At 45.5% G+C, this 23,354-nt stretch carries 23 protein-coding genes and 1 tRNA gene; 12 read left to right on the top strand and 12 right to left on the bottom strand.

The features are described from left to right. Window positions 1-118 precede the first annotated feature (118 nt). A complete protein-coding gene (locus DOM22_RS11495; protein ID WP_142700512.1) occupies window positions 119-1,645 on the bottom strand; it encodes an MFS transporter in 1,527 nt (508 codons plus the stop codon). Window positions 1,646-2,168: 523 nt separating this feature from the next. Between DOM22_RS11495 and DOM22_RS11490 the strand changes: the two genes are divergently transcribed. Further along, entirely contained in the window at window positions 2,169-3,785 is a 1,617-nt protein-coding gene (locus tag DOM22_RS11490; RefSeq protein WP_142700511.1) for a fumarate hydratase, read from the top strand. A gap of 94 nt (window positions 3,786-3,879) precedes the next feature. On the opposite strand, the gene DOM22_RS11485 is transcribed toward DOM22_RS11490, so the two are convergent. The 4 genes from DOM22_RS11485 to DOM22_RS11470 all read right to left on the bottom strand — a co-directional run bounded on the left by DOM22_RS11485 (window position 3,880) and on the right by DOM22_RS11470 (window position 7,830). After that, window positions 3,880-4,347 carry a hypothetical protein gene (locus DOM22_RS11485; protein WP_142700510.1) on the bottom strand — a complete coding sequence of 156 codons (468 nt, stop codon included), beginning with the start codon at window positions 4,345-4,347 and terminating at the stop codon, window positions 3,880-3,882. A gap of 179 nt (window positions 4,348-4,526) precedes the next feature. Further along, entirely contained in the window at window positions 4,527-5,606 is a 1,080-nt protein-coding gene (locus DOM22_RS11480) for an AI-2E family transporter (protein WP_142700509.1), read from the bottom strand. 105 nt (window positions 5,607-5,711) lie between these two features. After that, window positions 5,712-6,386, bottom strand: a complete 675-nt coding sequence (locus tag DOM22_RS11475) for a PilZ domain-containing protein (protein ID WP_142700508.1) — start codon at window positions 6,384-6,386, stop codon at window positions 5,712-5,714. Window positions 6,387-6,543: 157 nt separating this feature from the next. Continuing rightward, window positions 6,544-7,830 (bottom strand): Hsp70 family protein, encoded by a 1,287-nt coding sequence (locus DOM22_RS11470; protein ID WP_142700507.1) that lies wholly within the window; start codon window positions 7,828-7,830, stop codon window positions 6,544-6,546. Between the two features lie 61 nt (window positions 7,831-7,891). Between DOM22_RS11470 and DOM22_RS11465 the strand changes: the two genes are divergently transcribed. Continuing rightward, complete coding sequence (locus DOM22_RS11465) at window positions 7,892-8,371, top strand: GreA/GreB family elongation factor (RefSeq protein WP_142700506.1); 480 nt, start codon at window positions 7,892-7,894, stop codon at window positions 8,369-8,371. Here the strand turns inward: DOM22_RS11465 and DOM22_RS11460 are convergent, their stop codons facing one another. Further along, window positions 8,372-9,256, bottom strand: coding sequence for a 3'-5' exonuclease (locus tag DOM22_RS11460; RefSeq protein ID WP_142700505.1), 885 nt, complete (start codon window positions 9,254-9,256; stop codon window positions 8,372-8,374). 99 nt (window positions 9,257-9,355) lie between these two features. Further along, a complete protein-coding gene (gene mdtD / locus DOM22_RS11455) occupies window positions 9,356-10,795 on the bottom strand; it encodes a multidrug transporter subunit MdtD (RefSeq protein WP_142700504.1) in 1,440 nt (479 codons plus the stop codon). Between the two features lie 96 nt (window positions 10,796-10,891). On the opposite strand from mdtD, the gene DOM22_RS11450 reads away from it, so the two are divergent. From DOM22_RS11450 to DOM22_RS11430, 5 genes are all read left to right on the top strand, one after another. Continuing rightward, window positions 10,892-11,644: a phosphatase PAP2 family protein gene (locus tag DOM22_RS11450; protein ID WP_142700503.1), complete on the top strand. Its 753-nt coding sequence runs from the start codon at window positions 10,892-10,894 to the stop codon at window positions 11,642-11,644. Continuing rightward, the gene (locus DOM22_RS11445; RefSeq protein WP_142700502.1) at window positions 11,619-12,299 is read left to right on the top strand and encodes a DUF3943 domain-containing protein; all 681 of its coding nucleotides are present in this window, start codon (window positions 11,619-11,621) and stop codon (window positions 12,297-12,299) included. Before DOM22_RS11450 ends, DOM22_RS11445 begins: the two co-directional genes overlap by 26 nt. Next, window positions 12,296-12,979, top strand: coding sequence for a hypothetical protein (locus DOM22_RS11440; protein ID WP_142700501.1), 684 nt, complete (start codon window positions 12,296-12,298; stop codon window positions 12,977-12,979). The genes DOM22_RS11445 and DOM22_RS11440 overlap by 4 nt, the downstream gene beginning before the upstream one ends. Before the next feature lie 53 nt (window positions 12,980-13,032). Next, window positions 13,033-14,880 carry a hypothetical protein gene (locus DOM22_RS11435; RefSeq protein WP_142700500.1) on the top strand — a complete coding sequence of 616 codons (1,848 nt, stop codon included), beginning with the start codon at window positions 13,033-13,035 and terminating at the stop codon, window positions 14,878-14,880. A 219-nt stretch (window positions 14,881-15,099) separates the two neighbouring features. Beyond that, window positions 15,100-15,579, top strand: a complete 480-nt coding sequence (locus DOM22_RS11430) for a hypothetical protein (protein ID WP_142700499.1) — start codon at window positions 15,100-15,102, stop codon at window positions 15,577-15,579. Between the two features lie 276 nt (window positions 15,580-15,855). Here the strand turns inward: DOM22_RS11430 and DOM22_RS11425 are convergent. Further along, window positions 15,856-15,947 (bottom strand) — tRNA-Leu (locus DOM22_RS11425). Window positions 15,948-16,069: 122 nt separating this feature from the next. Between DOM22_RS11425 and DOM22_RS11420 the strand changes: the two genes are divergently transcribed. The 3 genes from DOM22_RS11420 to DOM22_RS11410 all read left to right on the top strand — a co-directional run bounded on the left by DOM22_RS11420 (window position 16,070) and on the right by DOM22_RS11410 (window position 17,677). Beyond that, the gene (locus tag DOM22_RS11420; RefSeq protein ID WP_142700498.1) at window positions 16,070-16,483 is read left to right on the top strand and encodes a GFA family protein; all 414 of its coding nucleotides are present in this window, start codon (window positions 16,070-16,072) and stop codon (window positions 16,481-16,483) included. Window positions 16,484-16,574: 91 nt separating this feature from the next. Continuing rightward, window positions 16,575-17,102 (top strand): hypothetical protein, encoded by a 528-nt coding sequence (locus DOM22_RS11415; RefSeq protein ID WP_142700497.1) that lies wholly within the window; start codon window positions 16,575-16,577, stop codon window positions 17,100-17,102. Between the two features lie 116 nt (window positions 17,103-17,218). Further along, window positions 17,219-17,677, top strand: a complete 459-nt coding sequence (locus DOM22_RS11410) for a hypothetical protein (protein ID WP_142700496.1) — start codon at window positions 17,219-17,221, stop codon at window positions 17,675-17,677. Window positions 17,678-17,732: 55 nt separating this feature from the next. Here the strand turns inward: DOM22_RS11410 and DOM22_RS11405 are convergent, their stop codons facing one another. The 4 genes from DOM22_RS11405 to DOM22_RS11390 all read right to left on the bottom strand — a co-directional run bounded on the left by DOM22_RS11405 (window position 17,733) and on the right by DOM22_RS11390 (window position 21,256). After that, on the bottom strand, window positions 17,733-19,019 hold the full coding sequence (locus tag DOM22_RS11405) for a helix-turn-helix transcriptional regulator (protein ID WP_142700495.1): 1,287 nt from the start codon (window positions 19,017-19,019) through the stop codon (window positions 17,733-17,735). Between the two features lie 63 nt (window positions 19,020-19,082). Next, window positions 19,083-19,472, bottom strand: a complete 390-nt coding sequence (locus DOM22_RS11400; RefSeq protein ID WP_168196636.1) for a KH domain-containing protein — start codon at window positions 19,470-19,472, stop codon at window positions 19,083-19,085. A gap of 171 nt (window positions 19,473-19,643) precedes the next feature. Beyond that, window positions 19,644-20,318, bottom strand: a complete 675-nt coding sequence (locus tag DOM22_RS11395) for an RluA family pseudouridine synthase (RefSeq protein ID WP_142700493.1) — start codon at window positions 20,316-20,318, stop codon at window positions 19,644-19,646. After that, window positions 20,318-21,256 (bottom strand): HNH endonuclease family protein, encoded by a 939-nt coding sequence (locus DOM22_RS11390; RefSeq protein ID WP_142700492.1) that lies wholly within the window; start codon window positions 21,254-21,256, stop codon window positions 20,318-20,320. Before DOM22_RS11390 ends, DOM22_RS11395 begins: the two co-directional genes overlap by 1 nt. A 264-nt stretch (window positions 21,257-21,520) precedes the next feature. Between DOM22_RS11390 and DOM22_RS11385 the strand changes: the two genes are divergently transcribed. Both DOM22_RS11385 and DOM22_RS11380 read left to right on the top strand, forming a co-directional pair. Next, entirely contained in the window at window positions 21,521-21,718 is a 198-nt protein-coding gene (locus tag DOM22_RS11385) for a hypothetical protein (protein ID WP_142700491.1), read from the top strand. Between the two features lie 211 nt (window positions 21,719-21,929). After that, window positions 21,930-23,354 carry a TolC family protein gene (locus DOM22_RS11380; protein WP_142700490.1) on the top strand — a complete coding sequence of 475 codons (1,425 nt, stop codon included), beginning with the start codon at window positions 21,930-21,932 and terminating at the stop codon, window positions 23,352-23,354.

Below are 23,354 nucleotides of genomic sequence, written 5' to 3'. Positions count from 1 at the left end.
TCCCGGCGCAAGTTAGACCTTTTTATTGCGCACGATAAGGTGGGGGGAGGGCAAGACCAGCGAAGATCTTTGTGTGAGGATACAAAAAAGGCTCACAGAAGTGAGCCTTGATTTTGTTTTAGTTGGTAGCTGGGGATTCGCTACCTAAAGTCTTTCCCTGTTCTTTAGCAGCTTCCTGCTCTTGTTTCAGGATGTACTTCTTCGTCGCTTCAGGAAGTTCATTCCACATGCGAAGAGAAAGGTACAAGCCCAAGAAAGAGAACGGCAGAAGGAACAATGGCCAATAATGCCAGCTTTTCGCAGACAAGTAACCAATCGCCAATGATTGGATACCTGAACCCAAGTACACGCAACCATCCACGATACCAGAAGCAGTCGCCGTCATTTTTTTACCACCAAAGTCAGCAGCAGCTGTACCAGACATCAAAGAGTGAACGCCGATAACTGCCAGAGTCATCAAGATCGCACAGCCACCCACGATGTTGGGTTCTTTCGTCAGGAAAATCGACATCAAGATCAAAAGGAAGATCATAATCACGTTGTTGATCGCCGCTGGCGGCCCACGGCGGGATTGGAAGAAGCGGTCAGACATCATGCCGGCCATGAAGCCACCAATGATACCGGTTAAGCATAGTAGCAAGCCCCAGTTCTTAACGAAGAACTCGGAAGCATTATAGAAGGCTTCGTCTGTCGCTTTCATCTCGTGCGCGAAAACCAGATACCACTGCATGATACCGTTACGAAGAACACCGGAAGTGAAATCTACCAAGGCAATCGTGTACATGATGGGATTAGAGAAAACTTTTTTAAGTACCAAGCCCATTGTGATTTTAACGTTTTCGTCGTCATCCGAAGAAGCATCGGCTGTATCGAATTCGCCGAAGTTAGCTTCTTGAGGGGAGTCCTTCAAAAGAACCATGTCGATCAGGGCCCAGCAGATCAAAATGAAAGCTGGGATCGTGAATACCAACCAAGTGGCATTCGTAGTTCCTGTGTCGATCGCAAAGATGTGTTGGATAAAGGATTGGAAGGCTGTCATTTGACCTTCGATGTGAAGCTTGGAAGCTTCGACGATCGCTTGACCCCAGTCGAATGCAAAGTACACACCGAAAGAAATCAAAGTACCAAAGATCGCTCCGAAGACCCCGCGCTCACGAACGTGGAACCAATAAGCTTTTACTTTAATAATGGAAACGGCGCCGTAAGATTGGAAGAACATGTTCATCGCAAACAGGATGGAGAAAGCCACAACCATGTTTGTTTTCAAACGACCCATTAGATAAAGGTAAGTCGCTCCACCCATCAGTAAGTTCATGATCGATGAACCCAGGGTTGCGATGATGATCCCTTTTTTACCACCGATTTTATCGACGATGGGACCGTTGATCAGGAAAGAAAGACCGTAAGTGATGGTCCCGGCGGCGAAAATGATACCGAATTGTTCTTTCGTCATCATATCGCCCAAGGCGTTCTTGGAAACGTTCAGGTTGTAACGGCCCATGTACAAGAAGGCATAGGACATGCCCAACGGGAACCAGTTAACGAAGCGACGAATCATAAACTTGCGTGAATGATTCAACGGATTGTTGCTGAAGTATAAAAAAATTACCGCAGCAAGACACAGTCCCACGAGAGCTAAAGCCATGGAAAGCCTCCAAATGTAAATTTGCGAGCTGAAGGTAAGCGATAAATATAAATTATGCAATCGGGGGAGGTGCGATAATCGCTTAACAATCTTTAGGTTTTCGCTATTTTAGCTCTCAGATGGCTATAAATTCAGCGCATCAAGATATTCATAGGGTGGCTATCATTCACAAATGGAATTTCTCATGGAGAAATTACAGAAACTTCCTCAAATAAGGCTCAGTTTCGGCATTATCCATCCATAAGCAAAACTTATGGATGAGACAAATATTATCGTTTTGTGCTTATAGGTCCAGGTTGATATGTTGGGTTTCAGAAGGAGACAACAAGTTTGATTCTCCTCCCTCGGAAGGTCCTTGGACCCCTCTCGAACGCACAGAGAGCCCTGGTCCCACAAATTTTTTGCCGTAATCGCGGCGTTCGAAGTCCCACCCTATAAGTCCCACCTAAAAAGCCAACCGAGGGCTTGCGCGCGTCCGCATCAAGCCTTGCGGAGAGCGGCTCGCAAGCGTATTCTCAATTGCATGTCATTTAAGTATTTTCCTCTCTATGAAAAGCAAAAAGATACAACCCAATATCGCAAGATTTCCTCAGATCACGTGAGTGTGCAAAAGCTGGGCGAGCGCGAAGTTTTAGTCGTCGCACCCGAAGCATTGGAACTAATTGCGCAAGAAGCTTTAAGTGATGTTTCACATTTGCTTCGTTCTGCGCACTTGCAAAAGCTTGAACACATTCTTCAGGATCCTGAGGCTTCTGCGAATGATCGTTTCGTTGCTGTGGATCTATTGAAAAATGCGATCATCGCGGCGCAAATGGAGTTTCCTTCGTGTCAGGATACGGGAACGGCAATCGTGGTGGGTAAAAAAGGTGAAAGCGTTTTCACGGGCTTTGATGACAAAGAGTATTTGTCTAAGGGTGTTTTTAACACTTACCAAAAACGCAACCTGCGCTTTTCGCAAATGGCTCCGGTGACTTTCTTTGACGAGAAAAATACCGGGACGAATTTGCCAGCACAAATTGATATCTATTCTGAAAAGGGTGACGAGTATCACTTCTTGTTTCTGGCTAAGGGTGGCGGTTCTGCCAATAAGTCATATTTGCATCAAAAAACCAAAGCGGTTTTGAATCCGGAAGGATTTGAGAAATTCGTAAAAGAAGTTTTGGTTTCTTTGGGGACTGCGGCCTGTCCTCCGTATCACTTGGCGTTCTGTGTGGGTGGAACTTCCGCCGAGGAAACTTTGAAAATCGTAAAATATGCTTCTGCGGGTTATCTCGATGGACTTCCCACTTCAGGATCTGAGGGGGGCCGTGCGTTCCGTGACCTTGAGATGGAAAAAAATGTCGAGAAGTGGGCGCGCGAAAGCGGTATCGGGGCGCAATTTGGTGGTAAATACTTCGTACATGATGTGCGCGTGATTCGTCTGCCTCGTCACGGTGCCAGCTGTCCCATTGGTGTGGGCGTGAGTTGTTCTGCGGATCGTAATATCCGTGGCAAAATCACTCGCGAAGGTATCTTCCTTGAGCAATTGGAGCTTCACCCAGAGCAGTACTTGCCAAATCACTTGCAAGACACAGCAGCTGAAGCGATCAGCATTGATTTGAATCAACCGATTGATGAAACTCTGAAAATCCTTTCATCGCTGAAGGTCGCTACTCGTGTGATGCTAAACGGTCCGATGATCGTGGCGCGCGATATTGCGCACTCTAAGCTTAAGGAAAAAGTCGATCGCGGCGAAGGCGTCCCTGATTACTTTAAGCAGTACGCCGTTTACTATGCGGGACCTGCGAAAACTCCTAAAGGCTATGCATCAGGATCCTTCGGTCCAACGACGTCAGAGCGTATGGATCCTTACGTGGATACGTTCCAAGGTCTGCGTGGTTCGATGATCATGCTAGGCAAGGGCAATCGCTCCCAACAGGTCACAGACGCTTGTAAAAAGCACGGTGGCTTCTATCTAGGCTCCATCGGTGGTCCAGCTGCGCGTTTGGGCAAAGAATGCATCACGAAAGTGGAAGTTCTGGATTTCCCAGAGCTAGGCATGGAATCCGTGTGGAAGATCGAAGTGAAAGACTTCCCAGCGTTTATTATCGTCGACGACAAAGGAAACGACTTCTTCAAATCCTTCCTAAAGAAAGTCTAAAAGTTCGCGCCAGAGGTGAAGACACACTTTCTCAACGACGGGTGAAATAAAAAGGCAGGAGAGATCCTGCCTTTTTTGTTTTATTGAATGAAAATTAACGAGGTAGATAATTGTACTTTTCGATCTTGCACTCAATCACTTTGGTTTCTTTCAGAAACTTAGTGAATTTGCTTTTTGCGTAAATCGGATCGCCATTATCACCGAATGTAATAAGGACGCGGCTTTTTGCCGTACTGTGCGTGAAGTTCTGAACTAACAGGATTGTGTCGTCCGTGTTTTCTTTGGAATCAAAAAAGGCTGTTCCCCACGCATTCGTTCCAACTTGTCCGTTATGGAAACCCAAGCGCAAGACGCCGTCTAATCCAAAACCTTCTTTATCGTCGGTAGAGAGGCCAATATAAGTGACATCAAGTTTGCAAGGCGCGCCGTTGGGTGCGTGGCCATCTGCCATCAAGCGAGATCCGGGTTCGCCTAGCTTTAGTTCAAACTTTTTCGCATTTGTCATAGCAAAGCCAAGTGATTGAACAAAAATAACCAAAGTAAATACTAAAAACTTATTCATAGATAAATTCCTTTATTGGGGGGGAGTTACTATGAATTAAAGATAGCACCAATCATTTTTCTAATTAGTGCACGGATTCTGGTAAACGCAAAGTTAACGAAGAATAAACGGCAAGAAGCCTTGCCGTTTTGTAAAGGTATTCAAATTTGGGGGGAGTTTTCGTTGGCTCTGGGGAGCTATTAGGTGTCGTGAGTAAAGAATGTCGAACCGTTGTGCTTTAAGTGTTTTAATAGCAACGGGATCGCGCCGTAAGCGAGATTCATGATCACTGGGCCAAGAAGCAAGCCGGAAATACCAAACATCACAATGGCACCAATAACACACGTAAAGCCCACCAGGGGGGAGATTTTTTGATCGCCCAAGTTCCCCACAAAAAATGGTTTTAAGACGTTGTCGATGGTTCCCGCGATCGTTGCGATCACGGCCATACCGATACCAGATCCTGTGCGACCACCAATAAAGGCAAGTGCTGAAAGCAAGTAACCTACTGGGGCGGCTCCAATGATCGGGATAAAGGAAACTACGAACGTCACGGTCACGACTAACCAGAAATCTCCCTCGCCGAAAATCAATCCGCCGATGCCGATGAAGAAGGCTTGAATCAAGCCGATTACAAAGGTCGAAAACAAAGTCACCGAACAAGAGTCCTTAGCAAGCTTGATCAGAGATTCGGTCAAGTTGTCGTCAACGATGCTATAGCGAATGACGAATTCTTTGATTTGCGCCGCTTTTAAAAGCAGGAAGTACAAAAACAAAACAAAGATAAAGAAATTAAATAAAATACCCGGCAGTTGTGCCACGACGTCTGAAGAATAAGCCAAGGCCCAATTTCCAACTTTGCCAAAGACATTCGTCATCATGCCTTGAGCTGGTTTCACCAGGTCATATCCAGTCCACTCCGTCGCTTGTTTCAAAAGATTAAGACCTGATTCCTGCAGACCTTTAAGCTGAGTCATGATTGGTGAAGACTGAAATTCCTGTGGAGCACTTAAGTGAACACCGATACGATACAGTGCCAAAGAAATAGGAATCCAAATCAAAGCTAAACCGACTAATACAATTCCCAGAACTGACAACCATCGTGGTGCGCGAGTTTTTGCAGCCATGCGGTTGACGAAGTTAATTAATCCCATCGCAAAGATGCCCGCCAAAATCAGAGGCACCAAGAATGGTAAATTGATGTAAAGGAAAAGTGCCGACAGGGTGATCAGAAGGGCCCAAGTGATTAATTCAGATTTTTCTTTTAATGCTTCAATCATGGATAGATTAAACTTCGTTTTGTGAACGCATGCAAGAAAAGAGACGCGGGAAGGGGAGTTAACGATCTATAACTTCCCGCGGAAAGAAACGTACATTAAATTTTTTTAAACTATGACGGAAGAGAGAAATTGCACTCCCAGTTCTTGCGTTTTCGTGTCTGTATTCCACTTGGACCAACGCACTTGGCCTTCTAGCGAAACAAACTCGCCCTCTTTATTTTGATAAGTCAGGTTCACGAAGTCTTTGTGCTCGTAAAATGGAGCTTGAATCTTCATGCAGGTTCCATGGGGCGAGAGATTTTCGAAACTTCCGCCCAGAATCGGTTGAAAACCTTTGTTTTGATGCCCCAGTGGCAACTTCGAAGGACTTAAAAGACCCTTGGAGGTTGCATGCTCTCTGCGATCCTGACGTGACTCCACAGATTTGCCATCCAGATATTTGTGAATATTTTTGACCAGATTAGTTTCTTCCGTTTTCCACATCACCACAAAGTTATTGTCGGCACGCAGGCGAATGCGCATATTGCTGGAAAGTTCACTCACGATAAAAAAGATCTTAAGGTTCGGAGTAGTTTTTTGTAGGTGCATGTACAGTTCATAGTGGCGGATTTCCAAAAAGGGCAGAAAAGCGACGATGATTTTTTCCGCAATCGTTTCGTCTTTCATTTTATCGCGCAATTCATACGGATTATCGACAATTTCTGATTTCAGTGATTTGTCTTTTTTAAGTTGTGGTGGCAGTGCGTGGATACCGTTGATATAAACATGTGCTTTCATCATTGAGCCCTCCCCAGAGCGTGTTCGTACAATGAGACAAAGCAACTTGGGGGCCAGGGCCAATTGTAAAATACCGAAGGGAGAGACGAAAAAGTTAGACAGCTGTCATGGTTTTAGATGACAGCCTTTAAAGTCTAACAGGATGAATATGAGCTGAAAATTAAGTGACCTTTTGACCGTTTGCCCAGAAGCTAGCCGATTCTACCAGGCCCGAAAGCACGGAGTGGAAGTGGGACTGGGTCTGAAGCTTGTTTTTGCCAAAGCGCTTTTCCAGCTCACCTTGAATAAAAGGCACTTTGGCTGTTCCGCCAGTGAGACACACTAAGTCTACTTGTTCTGCAGTGACCCCTGCAGATTCCAGGCAGCGATCCAGGCCTTCAAAGATCTTTTCGCGGGTGTTCATCGCCCAATCAACGAATTGCGTGGTCGTGAATTTCTCGGTGATTTCGATTTCCGGGTAATCAAAGCTAAAGTCAAAATCTTCAGAAGCGGAAAGCCCGCGTTTGGTTTTTTCAATCGCTTCAAAGAATGGGAAGATCTGTTGGTCCTCCAGTAAAATAAACAAACGCTCGATGGCTTCTTTGTCTTGAGCCGTTAATGAGCACTTTTTCACTTCACGGATAAATTCGTAAGTGTCTTTTTCTTTCAGGTGCACGATGTGCGCAGGGTGATTCAATTTTTGTGATACCGCTGGTGGCATCGTCAGAACATTATTGCTCATCGGCAGGCGATAACGAGATTTTGCGCCGAAATATTGATTCAAACGGTGACTCATGAAAACCGAATCCAAGGCATCACCCGCCATCGGGCAGCCATCAATCGCCAGTACGTCTTTGTTATCAAAACCTTCGGCGCGCAAGCGAATCAAAGTGAAGTCCGAGGTTCCTCCGCCAAAGTCGCCAATCATAACGATTTTTTCCTGAGTGATTTGTTTGCGATAGTCAAAGGCCGCGGCCAAGGGTTCTGGAACAAATTGAACTTCGGTAAAGCCAGCCATCTTTGCGGCCTTTTCCATTCGGTGCAAAGCAAAACCATCTGCCACGGGATCCATCGAGTAACGCGCGGGTCTGCCGATCACAGCTTTGGTAACTTCATGGTTCAAATGTTTTTCAGCGCGCTTTTTTAATTCTAGCAAAAAAATACCCACCATATTTTCAAGGGTGACGATGCGATTGTCGATCACCGTGCCCAAATAGCTTTGATTCGGTAAGTGGGATTTGAAAGAACGGAATAAGCGGCCTTCCATATCCTGCTCGATGTATTGCTCGATCGCTTCCGCGCCGTAATAACAAAGATCGGGATTTGGAAAATATAGAAGTGTTCGCATTAATGTCGGATCTGCGGCCTTGTGATCCAGCGGAAGTGCCCCATGAGTTTTTCCATTATGGAATGCGCCCACCAGGGAGTTGCTGGTTCCAAAGTCAATAGCAAGAAACGAATCAGACATATTGCAATCCTTGTTTAAATCAGACACTCTAAAGGAGTTATTGTAGCATTGAGGTGGCCTTGTGGATAAGAGAAAATTGATAGCTCAAATTCGAATGGAACTTGAGAAAGATTTAGAAAGTCTGACGGCTGCCGCAAAGGCATCCATCGAAGCCGCCACCAGCGAGGAAGCTAAGCCTGAGAACCAATACGATACGCGTAGCCTGGAGGCCTCTTACTTAGCGCGAGGTCAGGCGAAACGTATTTCTGAAATTAAAGAACTTCTGGTGATTTTAACTCACGTGAATATCAAGGACTTCGGTCCTGACGATAAAATCGCTGGCACGGCCTTGATCGAAGTTGAACACAGTGGCAAGAACAGCTTTCTGCTCATGATGACTCATGGTGGGGGTGTGAATGTGACCTTCGACGGTAAACGCATTCAGATCGTCACTCCCAGCAGCCCTCTGGGGGAGGCACTGCTGGATCTTCGCGAAGGAGACGTCGCCGTGGTTGAGCAGGGCGACCAGGTTCGTGAGTACGAAATTCTTTCCGTTCAATAATTACTTAAAGTTATCCATCAACGCGATATCGCGTTGAATGCCATTGAAGGGGCCGCAGTAAACGGTGTCTTCAAGCCAGGTCACTTCGTTTTTCACATCGTCTTTAAAGATAATTTTAGACCAGAAGCGATTGGTGTTATCCCACGAGTAACCGCGAGTTTTTAAATGCTCTTTGGATTCGAAAGGAGCGGAGCTTGCAATCACATGGGTCATCATGCGTTTGGCATTGTTAGTCAGTTCATGCAAATACGTTTTATCTGTGTCGTGTGCAGTATGACTTAGCAAATAAAGAAGGGCGTCGACGTCGTTGAGGGCGCGATGCGAATCCGTAAAGAAGCCGTGATAGATGTTCAGCAGTTCCAGTTTTGGGCTGGTAAAGCCTTTGGAATTCCAGTCGACTTGTTTAAACGAACAACCCCAGATTCTTTCTGTAGAGGTTTTAGATTTGCGATCAATGAAGGGACGATCGAATTTTGCGTTGTGAGCGATCACCAGGCAAGTTTCTGAGATCAATTGATCCACATGGGCCCAATCAATCTTCTGACCTTCAAGATCAGCATCGGTGATTCCAGTTAGCGCGATAATTTCTGGAGAAAGCGGGCGGCCCGGATCTTGGAATGCGGAATAAGATTTACCTAAACGTAAAATCTCGCCCGTATTTTTATTGAAATCGAATTGGCGCATACCAATTTCAATCACCACGTCGTCAGTTTGGTTAAGACCTGTTGTCTCCACGTCCAAAACCATGCCTTTGCGAACGATATCTTGATTGGTATTTAGCCAAGTGTCCGTGGCGTATTCGGGGAATTTAACCGGGCACTCCACAAGCTTATTCAGTGTGACTGTGTTTCCATCATGTGATTTGCCGATCCAACGAAATGCCATAAAATCTCCCCCGAATTCCTAAGGGGATTATTGTAGATCTTAACGGTTGTTTCATCTGATTTTTGTGTCAGGAAATGCAGCGTCGGCTTCAAATCCAATCTATTCGACGGTAACTTTCTTTGGATCTTCGGCGCGCGCCATCATCTCGGATGGTAGCTGCCAAAATATCCAGGCCGAGCTGCAAGTGATCAGCCCCATGCAAAGAAAAGTGGCACGGAACGCTTGCAAAGCCATGCCTCCACCTTCCATTGCTGGATAGTGCGTGGCAAAGGTGGAAAGTAGAGCTCCAGCTGCCGCCACGCCAAAGCTCATCGCTAACATTTGCACCATGGAAAACAGACTGTTCCCGCTGGAGGCGAGTTTCGCATTCAGATCTTTAAGTGTCAGAGTGTTCATCGCTGTGAACTGAAGTGAATTCACAGTTCCAAATAATAACAGCTGAAGAACCCGAATCCATTTGGGTTGATCGACGGTGATCAACGCAAAGCTTGCCATCATGATCCCGACACACAAGGTGTTGAACACAAGGGTTTTGCGATAGCCCAAACGCATGATAAGAGGCGTTGCTAATTTTTTAGCGTAAATCCCAGCAAGAGCTACAGGAATCATTGTGAGTCCCGCCTCAAATGGTGAGTAATGCAAGCTAATCTGTAAAAACAGAGGAATTAAGAAAGGCATGCTACTGCTGCCAATACGTGCGAACAGGTTTCCAAGAAGTCCAATAGTATATGTTTGCGAACTAAAAAGCTTTAACGAGAATAGAGGGCGAGGATGGCGACGGGCATGAAGCCAGTAAGCGGTCAGTGCCGCCATACCAAAAATAACTAACAATAAAACGGTCGCATGTTGAAAACCTAATTCCGACATTCCATCCAGTGCAAAGGAGATCATCACCATACATGTCGACAGCATGATGAAGCCAGCCAAGTCAAATTTTGGTACTTCCACACCGCGAATGTCGGGCATGTCGATGTAAGTTGCAATGCAACCCAAAATTCCCACGGGGATATTTATTAAAAAAATCCAGTGCCACGAGGCGTACTCGACAAGATAGCCCCCCAGTGTTGGACCAATCAAGGGTCCGATCAGAGCGGGGATTGTGACGAAACTGATAGCGCGAAGAAATTGGTTTGCCGGAAATGCACGAAGTACTGCAAGACGACCGACGGGCATCATCATCGCACCACCGACTCCTTGTAAAACCCTTGATGCCACCAACTGAGGTAAAGTTTGTGAGATCGCACAGCACAAGGATCCAATCGTAAATAAAAATATCGCCGAGAAAAAGACTCGACGAGTGCCAAAGCGATCAGCGATCCAACCCGACGCGGGAATCAGGACGGCAATTGTGAGGGCGTATGCAATCACCACTGACTGCATCAGGAGTGGGCTGGCATTCAGACTTTTTGCCATGCTGGGGAGGGCGGTGTTCACAATCGTTGAATCAAGGGTCTCCATGAAAAAGCCAATGGCGACTAACCACAGAAGACGATTTGAAGCGGGGGATGCGGAGTGAGTGGAGGTGGGAGTAGGGGACATAGATGAACCTCATCTTCTGTTTTACTCCTCTTTTGAAAGACTAGCAAAGAGAGATCGCTTTTGACGTGAATGTTGAAATGCAGTTAAACTAAAAAAATGACAGCTCGCCGTTTGTTAGCCGCAATCACATTCCTGCTTTTTTCACTCTCAAATGTCTCGTTCGCCTCTGGCGAGGGGGAGTGGCATGATCCAACCGAAGGCAAAGCATTTTTCCCGTGGGTGTGGGATGACCAATTAAAACCAACTATCGTAAAAGGTTTTGATGAGAAGGGTGCAAGAATTATTGTTGGGGGCTTAATGGCTTCCGCCGCGGCCGGTACTCAGGATGATAAAGTATTTGAGTATACTCAGCATCACACGATCATGTCGGACTCCTGGGAGCAACTGGGTGGTTACCTTGGTAGTGGCAGCCCTGGAGTGATCCTGGCAATTTCCCAACTTTGGTGGGATCAACCGGGCGGTCTACAAACTTTCCGTGCGATGTTATTAACGACAGTGACTCATGTAACATTGGCGGCCAGTATCAATCGACAACGACCGACAGGAGATCGCGGTTGGTCTTGGCCATCAGGTCACACATCGAATGCGTTTGCGATTGCGACTTCGATGGCTTATTCCTACGGGCCTTGGGTGGGGACGGCTTCCTATGGCGTGGCAACTTTTATTGCGGCATCCAGAATATCCGCACAAGTCCATTGGCTAAGTGATGTCGTTGCGGCAGCGGCGCTCGGAATTTATTGGGGCCGTGCGAGTGCCCTTGTGACCGACAGTCAGAAACAGAATACGACCATGATCTATCCAGTGCCTATTGACGGAGGCCTTCTTGTTCAGTTCTCTAAAGATTTTTAGTGCACTTTTTCTGAGTGCAGCCCTTTTGTTGGCGTCTCCCGCTCATGCGCAAGAGGAAACACCTTCTTTTCAAAAAGATCCCTCCGGTCTTTATGAAGAGTACCGTCATTTTGAAAAACCAGAGTTTGAAAAATATGAAAAGCTTAAAAACTTTGGGATCATGTATGGTTTGCAGTGGGTTGTGTATGCTATCACTCAAGCAGAGACCATTCAGGAGCACGGATCCTTTCATAACTGGATCACGAATCCCTCTTATGCTGAGTACGACAAAGATACTTACGATTATAATATCTTTAAGCACTCTTTGTCGGGTGAATTGTATTATCAATTCTATCGTTCGCGCGGGTACACGGAAACCGAAGCCTTTTTATGGACGGTGGCTTCGTCGACAGCGTTTGAATTTACAATTGAAACTGTCACTGAAGCTCCCAGCTATCAAGATCTTTATCAGACCCCGGTGCTGGGGACTGTCGTGGGTGTCGGTTTTGAAAAATTAAGTCTCTATTTTCACTCTAAAAAAACGTGGTCGAATCGGCTGTTGGGTTATGTATTCAATCCATTTAGTTTGTTGAAAAGTTCTCGATATGGATATGTGGCGGTGCCGGTTGTATCTCAAAACTTTCATGGGGTGAATCTGTCTTGGAGTTTTGAATGAGAACTTCAAAATTCTTTTCCCTCATTTTGTCATTGTTAGTATCCTGGTCAGCTCATGCGCAAACGGACATCGTGAATGTTGCAGCCGAATTACCTTCCGTGGATTTAATCTGGCGTGAGGGCTTGCACATTGATGCTGGTCTTGGAATTCATGGCGGAGTTTATCTGGCAGAGGGATCCGCACGAGAGTACGCGATGGGTCTCGCGATCAAAACGGATGTGAGTTACTACTTAAATGATCGGTGGGCACTAGAAACAGGTTCATTGATTAAATTTGCGCGAATAAACGAACTGCGCATTTGGGGAACTGAATTTGGCGTGGGCTTTCGTTATCGTTTGCCGCAAGGCTGGTATGACGAGCAAGTTCCTTACTTCCGTTTTTTTACGGGTACCAGTGTGAATGTCGTCTATACAGATGGTCAGAAATTGCCTGAATTTGAAGAGGCCTATAGCCGCATTCAGTTCGAAGGCCCTATGGTTGGCATCGCTTTCGGCGGCATGCGCTTAACAGAAAAAAAGAATATCTGGTTCTGGGAAGTCTCGGCGACGGGTGAGTGGATGACTCGTGAAAGCGGCATTCAAATGGACAAAGACGTTCCTGTTGTTGTCGCACGCTCGGCCTTGGATGGCCGCTCTCAGCTTTATACCATCTATATCACCATGGGTGGATTCATATTCTAGTATCCTAGGTCCCATTCTTGAAAATGAAGTACAGCATATTAGGAGAATCTCTTATGCGTACTCAATTCAAAGATAAAGGCCTTTGGCTTTCAGCCATGGTTAGACTCTTTACAGGTGTCTTCCTATTTTCTTTGACGTTCAGTGTGCTGTTTCAAAATGAGACACTCGCCGCAGAGTCATGCTCCAGTATTTTTACAAGTATTCAAAAAGCCGAACTTAGGCAAGGTGCTCTTTTCCTTCACGAAAAAGACTCTAAACTTCACACTTCGTCATTCGTTGAAAGGACCGTAAAGCAATCCCAAAGAACTACCGGCACTTCAGTGTCTAAACCCGGTGATAAGTTGAATGCGTGGTTGGGACAGTTAGCTAAAGTTTCAGCTAAAGCCAGTCATTCCGCTTTTGCCAGAGAGCAAGTGAAGGAAATTCTGCGCAATCAATACGTGATGAATCCTTTGGATGTACCTGAAAGCTACTATGCACAGCAAGCGCGTATCGCCAAAGAGCGCGGTCACGGTGACGTTAAATTGAATGCCCAACAAAGAGTTGAGCTCGCGGCAACAGTCATTAAAGATCAACAACAGTCCTTGGATTTGTGGGTGGACTATCTAGTTTCCAAAGACACCCAGGTCTATCCGATGTGGCTGAAGTACTGGATGTTCACTGGTATGACAAAGCTTTCAAAGTTTGACGCCGAAACGGGCGGCTTTGGTAATAGAAGCAAAGAAACTGTGGCTCCTTATGTTGAAGTGAATCACGAGGCCTTGGCATATGTTGCCGATGTTGTTGTCAGAAAAGTAAATAAGAAGTCTTTGGCTGATATCGAAGATCCAGTATTTCTAAAAGCTCTGGAGGGCATGAGTTTCGGTAAATTGTATGGGCAAGCCTTGTTTAAATTAGGCATCGGTCGGGAAGGATCATTTTTAACCAACGAAGGTCAATGGGTTCGCTATGATCGCGGTTCTGACCACATGCCGTTGGTTAAGTCTTTGGAAGGTCGTAATACAGGTTGGTGTACCTCTGGTGAAGCCACGGCACAAAGACAGTTAAGCAGTGGTGATTTTTATGTCTACTATAGCAAAAATAATAAAGGACAAAGCGTTCTGCCTCGTGCCGCGATTCGCATGGATGGAGATCAGATTGCTGAAGTTCGCGGTGTCGGTAAAGATCAGAATTTAGATTCGCAGATTCTTTCGACTTCAATCGTTTCAGATAAAGTGAATTCCTTTGGTGAGCGTGGAGCCGCATTTGCGCAAAAAGATGCGGATATGAAAAAGCTTACCCTCATCGAAAAGAAATTTCGCCTAGGACAGTCTTTAAATAAAGACGAACTTGTCTTTCTTCGCGAAGTGGAAAGACCTATTCAAGGATTCGGTCATCAAAAAGATCCGCGTATAGACGAGATCCTCGCTAAGCGCGATCTTAAAGAAGACTACGTATTGATTTTCGATGGTCGTTATAAAAAAGAAGAGATCGCGCTTTCAGCGGCAGAATTTATTAACGCAGGTCAGAACTTTAAAGTCCTTGTGGGCAATCTGGTTATTCTTGAATCTACTCAAAAAATGCCAGAGCTGTTGCATGGGGATTTGTCGTTTATGAGAGTAGATTCTGCAGAAGGGATGATTTTCCCGCGCAAGGTGACTGGTGATTTAATAATGGATGATGTCATTCATGCCCAAGGAGTTAAATTGCCTTTGGAAGTTGGAGGAAACATTCAGTTGAGTTATCTGAAGCAGGCTCCGGGATTGGTTTTTCCAAGCATTGTAAATGGAAATTTGAATCTGCAATCTCTTAGATCAGCCGAAGGCATAACTTTTCCAAAAACCGTAAAAGGATCTTTACGTTTGGACAGTTTAAAATCCACCGACATTCCTTTGCCACAGGTGTTTAACAACAGTCGCTAAATGCTGTTCCAAGCGAAGGAACAGGTTTTTCATTTTCCGATTCGCAATTTGGATTGTCTGTCTTTAAATGGAGGCCATTGCGGACTCCCTTCAAATAATTCGAAGCTTGGATTCGAATATCTCTAATATACACCGACCGACATACTGAATTAAACCTCTCTTCGTTCAACGCACACTTGCATGTAGCTTGGGTGCAAAACAATTTTGGGAGAATTCATTATGAAAAAAATGTTGGTTTTTATAGTCACAAATTTAGTAGCACGTTCTGTTTTCGCAGCACCAGCTCCAGTGGAACCTTTGAAAATGATTTCGAGCGATAAAGGCGTCGCCGTTTACGCTGATACTTGTTCAAATGGTGCAAACTCCACTGATGGTGAGACTGTACGTGAGTTCATCAAAAACATGGAAGCTGATAAAAATTCTAAGCTTTACAAAATTGAACAAAAAGCAGCACAAGAACGCAAAGCCGAAGTTTACGTTTGGGTATCAGAGCCGACCTTGGCTGCTCACGTGCGCATGGGTTGCGGTGAATCATATAACAAGCAAATTGCGATGGTGAACACTCAAGAGAAGGCTTACAACGGTCATAACATGCGTACTTCATACATCATCGTGATCAAAGACACAGTTGAAGGCGGAGTTCGCACTTTGGAACTGGTCGATGTAAAACCATTCTCTCTTAAGTCTGATAACGAATAACGAGCCATCAAAAAGATTATTAAAACCCGCTGACTTTATTCAGCGGTTTTTTTATTTATTCGCAAGGCTTCGCGGTAATTTCACATGCCCCACTAAAGCGAGCCCCGAAGGGGCCAGCTAATCCCAAACACTAAAACCATTCCCTCTCCAAATTTCAAGTTCCGCAGTCCTCTGTAGCTACAACGAAGCCATAGAAAAAACATCGAGCCAAAAACAAAACTAAATGAAAAGAAGTAATCCCGAGCGAGGACTGTCCGAAGAAATTTGGAGAGGGAATGGTGCCTCGGGCCGGAATCGAACCGGCACGACCCTGTAAAGGAATCCCAGGATTTTAAGTCCTGTGCGTCTACCAATTTCGCCACCGAGGCAAATCGTGCGAAGAAGAACAGATGATACCTGTCTTTGCTTAAAGGTCAACTTTAGGCGCAGCGTTAAAATCTAAAAACCAAAGACTTGCCATAATATCAGGCAAGTATGGCACCATAATCCCATGAGTAATCAATATCAGGGTTCTTGTTTGTGTCAGCGAGTGACGTTTAAAATCGAAGGCAGCTTTGAAAGCTTCTTTTTATGTCACTGCAAGCACTGCCAAAAGGACACAGGCTCTGCTCACGGAGCGAACTTGTTCTCCTCCAAAACGTGCCTAAAATGGTTGAGTGGGGAGGAGTTGGTAAAGAGTTTTACTTTGCCAGGTACCCGCCATTCCAAAAGCTTTTGCAGCGAATGTGGTTCGGCCTTGCCGGGTCTGCAGATGAATGGGCAGTTGCTGGTCGTTCCTGCGGGAAGTTTAGACGGCGAGGTTTCTATGAAACCCAATGCTCATATTTTTTGTTCAAGTAAAGCCAACTGGGATGTCGATCTTGAAAAGATCAGGAAGTTCGAAACATTCCCTGATGAATCATAGTGCTACAGTACGGTTGTCGCGTTTTACATAACTAAGTCTAGTCATTCAGACGTTTGGTTAAGTAATAAGGGTGGGTTCCGATCTACCCTCTATGAGAAATGCGTTCAGACTGTTCTTATGTGCTCTTTTTCTATCGGTACCGGTCATTGCGGCAGAAAGCTCTTTTAAAGGGGACTTGCTGGAGGCCTTGCAGATCTATGCTAAGCAGAACAATCTGGGCTTAAATAAGCCTTCCAATAACTTTATGGGCTTTTCGATTACGGCAGCGGGAAACGAAAATAAGGTCACCGTTTATCATGCCGATTCACCGGTGGATGTGATTTTAAACGATTACGTTTGCTCCAGCCAGGGGTGCGAGCAAGTGGCCCGGGATCCGCGCTGTTTTTACTATACGCCGGGTGGAAGCTATTCCGCGATGGCGATATACGAGGCGGCCTTTCAACAGACCCAAATCCCTCGTCCCTGGGGTATCGGTCAGCTTAAATTCTGGCAGCTGGGGGCGACGGTTTATGGTCGTATTTCGAGCCCTTCTGCCGATGCCAATGAGCTTTATTCCTGCTCTGTAAAGCAATCTGATCTGGTTTGCGAGAGTGCTCTACAAACCCCGGATGAGCCTTAATTGTTAAAATCCTGCGAGAGTCGGGTAATCCTTCTATGGTCCCAGAGAATATTGTTTCATAAAAAGCCATTCCCGAGTAAAAGAGGTTCCAGCCAAAACCTAATAGGGAGTTTTTTATGAAAGCGCTTTCGTCAGTGGTTCTTTTGACTGGTCTTATGATTTCTGGTTTCGCTCAAGCATCTCAATTGCCTGATGAGGCTTTGAATACCTTCCAACTTCTTCGCTCATACACTCGCGGTTACGATTTGACGGCGGGTAAAGCAGCTAACGGTCACCCTTGCAGCTTGAAATTCGACTATACAGTGATCAACGGTAAAGGCAGCGTTTACGTCAGCTTGACTGCTGGTGATACAGAAGCTTTCAAAGAGGTGGCGATTTACTCTTCTGCGATCTCTAAACTTGAAAGCGTCACTGCAACAGAAATCAAAATGGGTGACTGGGGTTGGGATGGCGAAGAAACAAACTTCGTATTGTCTCGCACCGAGGCCGCTTTGTCAGTTAAAGCTGAATACACATACAGCGAAGACTACGGTAACGGAACGACTTCAGATACTTGCACTTTCGCAAAAAAATAATGACTTTTTAAAACCCCACAGCGATGTGGGGTTTTTAGTTTTTAACGAGTGCAGATTAGTAGTAGTAAAATTCCGCGATTTCTTGAGGTGACACTTCTGTGCGCCCTTCAAGTTTTTCAATCAAAGCCAGAGGGTATTGAATGCCCTGTGTTTGATAGTATTCTTTAGCCTTCGTGATCATGCTTTTGCGGATGCCATGGCTGCCAGGATTTAATTTTGAAAGCAATAGGCCATCGATCGTAGTCGATGCCAGATAAAATTCCGCACGGCGAGTTTTAAACAATCTATGTGCAAGAATTGTTCGGGCTTCAGCGTAACGGCCCTTTAAAGTAAAATACAAAAATTCGGCTTGGGAAAGTAGCGGGCAATAGCGATCCACCAGAGTGCATTTGTGCATCATGCGAGCTTTGCCAAAATATTGATTCGAGCGCGTGGTTGAACCATTTTTAAACTCTTCAATAATTCCCAAATAATAGTTTCCCAAAAGAATCCCACGGCCCCACCCGGATCTTTCTGCGGTACTTAAGAATCGACGGCAGCATGCTTGGGCTTTTGGAAGATTTTTGGTACGTAAGTATAAATGAACCAAATGAAGATACATCCACGCCGCAAGCAAAGGATAAGGTTTGGAGCGCGCTTTTAAAGTCGTAAGCAAACCCCGGCGCAGTTGGATCTCGGCTTCAGCATTTTGCCAGCGATGCAAATGGACGCGGCCACGGACATAGGAATACTCTGCCAGAACACTGGGGCGAGTGATCTTTTCTAGGTTTTGCAGGTTCTGATTTAAATAGTCCTCGGCCTTAAAAAGATTTCCGACAGCTTCATCCAAGCGTGCAAACCAATTGCGAATATCCCCCATGTGATTTTCGTTTTGCAAAAGTTCTGCGTATTTCATCGCTTTGCTAAGGTAAATTTTGGCAGCCTGGAATTTTCCCAGATAGAAAGAAGAAATTCCGATGTTTCGGGAAATCACAAAACATTGCTCACTGGATAAGGCTTCGGTGTGAATGGATTTTAGAATTTCCAGATACCGATTCCAATCATCAGTTAAGCGAATGGATTGAAAGGATCGTTCAGAACAAATCTCCGCCACGGCTTTGTCGGTGGGGCGCAGACTTAAAGCAGGGGAGTCTCTTTTGATTTCCCCCGCGGTTGGACCCAGAACTTCCATGAGTTTATTGATTGTCTCAGGCTTTACTCGGCGAATACTTTGGTTCATCCAGCGCTGGATGGTTTTCGTCGAGATATCAAGCCTTACCGCAAGATCGTACTGGGACATCTGGTGATGCTTTAGTAAATTGCGTAAGGCGTTCGAATCGATTTCAATTAGTTCATTGCTCATATTACATAAGCATACTAATTGGTCTAAAAAGTGACAGTCTAGTTTGGATAATTGTGAATCTGTTTATGCCGATTGTTTCAGTGGCTTCATGTCTTGAGAAAAGTAAGGAACTTCTATTATCGAGCGGATTCCATGACGAGCCGTCATCGCTAGCGTGACATTACGAAGGCTTCCGATCATTTTTCCGCGAGAACCTAACATTCTTCCGAAATTTCTTTTTGAACAATCGATGTTGAAGATGGTTGTGCGTTCACCTTGGGTTACTGTCACCGAAATTTCTTCCGGGAAGTCGACGATCAACTTGAGGATTTCCTCGAGTTTGATGCGAGCGTTTTCTATAATCTCGTTTTTGTTGGGGATGAAATCCATCGTTGAAGTGTCCTCAGCTCCAGACTTTGATCCGCTGTCGGTTTGAGGTTTACGAACGATGATTGTTGGTATTTTCTTTTCCATATCCGGCATGGTTCCTTCTCTCCGTTATGAGCCATTGTTGGATTACATGTCGGAAATGCGCCACTGGAAATGAGGGTACCTGAGGATCACTAGCCTCTGTCCACCATGTCCGGGAAGAATTCTGTAATAAACAAGGTTGTTGGTCGCAGAACTCGTAGGATTCACGCTGAATTATCTGAGCGTCTTAATAAATTCTTCCATGTCTTCGGGTAAAGCAGATTCTATTTTTATCGGAACGTGGGTAAACGGATGAGTGAATTCCAGGCTTAGTGCATGCAGCATCAGGCGGGGAGCTACTGGCGTTTTATTGCACGGGTAAATGTCGTCGCCAAAGATACCCATGTGTTCTTCTGCCAAATGCACGCGGATTTGATGCATACGTCCTGTCAGCGGTTGTGCCTCCACCAGCATTCCTGATTTGAATTTTTCAATCAAACGGAATTTGGTGTGAGCTTTATCGCCACCGGACGTGGTGGATTTCATCTTGGTTTTTTTTAGTTTGTGATCTTTCACTTCAGCCAGATGGTTCTGGATTTCCCAGGTTTCTGGCATTTTGCGATTGCGGGTCAGGCAGCGATAGGTTTTTTGGATCAAATGCTTTTTAAACATATTGGCCAAAGGATCATTCGCCTCTTTGTTTTTTGCAAAGATCATCACGCCCGAAGTGTCGCGGTCCAAGCGGTGGTGTAGGGCTAGATAAAAATCAGCGCCTCGCTCAGCCTGAAGTTGTTTTTTTAATTGAGTGAAGAAGTCAGGACGGCTTTTGTCCACCGTCGCTTGCGAAGGAAGACCGGCGGGCTTTTCAGCCGCTAAAAACCAGTCATCCTCGAACAGAATTTTAAACATTATCTTTTATTGATCATGCAGAAGTTTAAGTTCTGCGTGATAACGTTGCGTTGGTTGTCCAATTCATCTTTAGTAAAGACGAAATCAGAAGCCTTGCAGTTGTACTTGATGATGTTGTCACTGATAGCTTTTGCTTCTTCAGGATTCAACGTCAAACGCCAGATCATTTTGATGGCGATCCAGTTACGGATGTATTGGCAGCGACCTGGTTCAAACGGTGGAAGGTAACCTTCAGGACCGCTATCGCCTTTGGACATGTTCTGGTGAGCTTCGGCTGAAACCAAGTGCTCTTTCAGGCCCATGTAGTTCGCATACAAACAGCGCGTTTTATAGTCCCAGTTAAATGCACCTGACATATAAGCGTTTTTAAGTGGAACCATGTGATCGATCTGAATTTGACGAGATGAAGTGATTTCCGTGTTCGTGTACGGATCGTCCCACAGGCCATCTTCCACTACGCAGGTTTTGCCATTGCGATAAGTGATTTCGCCTTTGGAATCACGAACCAAAACCTTGGCGCGTGTATTCATGCAGGTTTCGTCCGAAGGATCATTGATCCAGCGGCCGAAGTGCAGCTTGCGCATGTACTTTTCAGTCGGTACTGGCATGTCGTAATTATATTGATTCCAACGAAGCAAGTTCACGACTGCCACTTTAACTTTTCTGGCGAATGCCGAGATCAGTTCCGTGGGAGCCATCAGTTCCATAGGCATTGTTTGAGTGCCGCGAACTGTGACTTGATCCAAGTTGGTATCATCAATCATATAGAACTGATGCCATTGTGGTTTATCTGTATATGGAGCGGGTACCGCTTGCTGTGAATCGCCCGTTTGTGATGCGTGCACCGGAGGCATCGTCTGTGATGACTCCTCGGCCAGAGTCGTATTTGCACTCAGCAAAGCTGTTGCAAAGACCCCCATAAACGTAGCGAATTTCATGCCCCTCACGAAATCCATTATTCCCCCCGCGAATGGATAAATTTTTACCTTGAGAATTATTGGAGTTTCAACAATTGATTCTGTCAGTTTTTGGTTCGGGGGATATCACCTTGCGTTAAGTGCAGGCAGGACGATGTTTCTGCTCTGAAAATACTCATTGGTGCGCAGGGTTAGTATCATGGTGCGTCTGGAAGAGTTCCCTTGATCTGCCCGAGAAATAATCAGAAAATTCAGTTAGTTTGATAAACAACATAGGGAGTCCTGATGAAAAAAATCGTGTTCGCATCTTTAGTCGCTTTGTTTTTGGGTGCGTGTGCATCGACTGCAAAAAAAGAATCTTGTGCATGTGGAATGGATAAAGCCAAATCAGCATGCCACGGTGGCGAGTGTGCCGTAGATAAAAAAGCTTCGGCTTCTGGTTGCGCTGACTGCCACGCTGCGGAAGATAAAAAGAGCAACTAAGTCTCTTTTCAGTATTAACATTTGAATCGAAATGTTCGTGAAACCCTCGCCAGTCGAGGGTTTTTCTTTTGGTAAAGTCGCTACTCTAGTTCACACATCGGGTATGTTTGTTGGAATGTTAAAAGTGTTGTATCGAAAGAGTTGTTTACTGACCCTAATTATTTTACGCTTTTGGGGTAAACAAGAATGAGTCACGGAAGGGCTTATCTCTATGACAAGTAAACTGTGTGTCGCGCTTTTTCTGTTAGTATCGTCGCAAGCCTTTGCCATGAACTTGCAGGAGTATTTGAAATCCGTAGAAATGCATCACAAAACAATTAAAGCCTTGGATGTCGCAAAAGAAGCGGCAGATGATCGAAATTTGGCCGGCGACTTGGAATTGGTTCCCGCGATGTCAGCTGAAGTAAGCTATTTAAGTGATAAGAATCCTTTAAGTCAGTTTGCGATGTTCGGTGTTCCTGAAAGCAAACAGCTTGCCTATAATCTGGGATTCTCGAAAAAGTTTTCTTCCGGTACTCAAGCTTCCCTGTGGGGGACGGTTACTCAATTTGATAACCCAGGAATAGTAAACCCGCAGTTTGCGGCTTACAGCAAGTTCGGCTACGGGCAATTGGGATTAACTCTTTCTCAATCCTTGTGGAAAGATGCTTTCGGTCATGCGACACGTCTTCGTTGGGAGAGGCAAGATGCTGCGACAGCCGCACAAAAAGGGGACTTTGACTATAAAATCCGGGGAGTCCTGGTGCAAGCTGAAGCCGCTTATTGGGAGTACCTGTACGCTGTGGAAAATTTGAAAACAGCGAAAGGTTCTTTGGAGCGCGCTAAAAAAATTGAATCGTGGACTCGTCGCCGCGTGGCAGATGGGATCAGTGATCGTGCCGATCTTTTACAAGGTCAGGCCCTGGTGGCGGGACGTCAGCTGGTCTTGATTACCGCCGAAGATGATTTGGAGGCGGCAAAAAAGGCGGTCCTCGATGCGATGGAGCTTAAAGAGATGTCTTCCTTTCCGAATTTGGAAGGGGATTTAAGTGCCACTCGTCCATTGGAATCATTAGTAAGTGGCGGCAAGGGCCGAGTTGTACAAATGGAAGCTTATTTAAAATCCCTTGAAGCAAAGGCCGCAGCCGTCCAAGCCGAAGAAGTTGAAGACAGCTTCCGTCCTGACCTGGTGTTAAGTGGTTCCTATAATACCAATACTTTTTCTAAAGACATGCCAGATGCGACCCAAAATCTGGGCGACGTAAATAATCCGACTGCAAAGGTGGCATTAACTTTAAAATACATGTTTGATACTTCGGTTAAACGTGCGGCTAAAGATGCCTCTAAGAAGAATGCTCTGGCTTCACGCTTACTCGCGGAACGTCAACTCTTAGAAAGTGATAGCGCCTGGAGTGAGCTCAACCGACGTTACGGAGAGATGACTCGTCGAGTGCAAAGTGCCGAGCAATTTAATAAGCTGCAAAACGATCGCTCGCGCGCGACGAATGATCTTTTTAATAAAGGTCGCACCATTACGATGAATGTGGTCGACGCCGAAAATGATGCTGCCACTTCGGAATTAAATATGAATCGTTTAAAGGCTGAACAAAGAAAAATGGAAGCCCAAGCCCGTTTATTTATGACGGTGGAGGAATAG

The organism is Bdellovibrio sp. ZAP7 (assembly GCF_006874645.1).
Taxonomy (GTDB): domain Bacteria; phylum Bdellovibrionota; class Bdellovibrionia; order Bdellovibrionales; family Bdellovibrionaceae; genus Bdellovibrio.
Note: the sequence above shows the minus strand (reverse complement) of the source record. Positions and strands in the feature narration are given on the sequence as shown.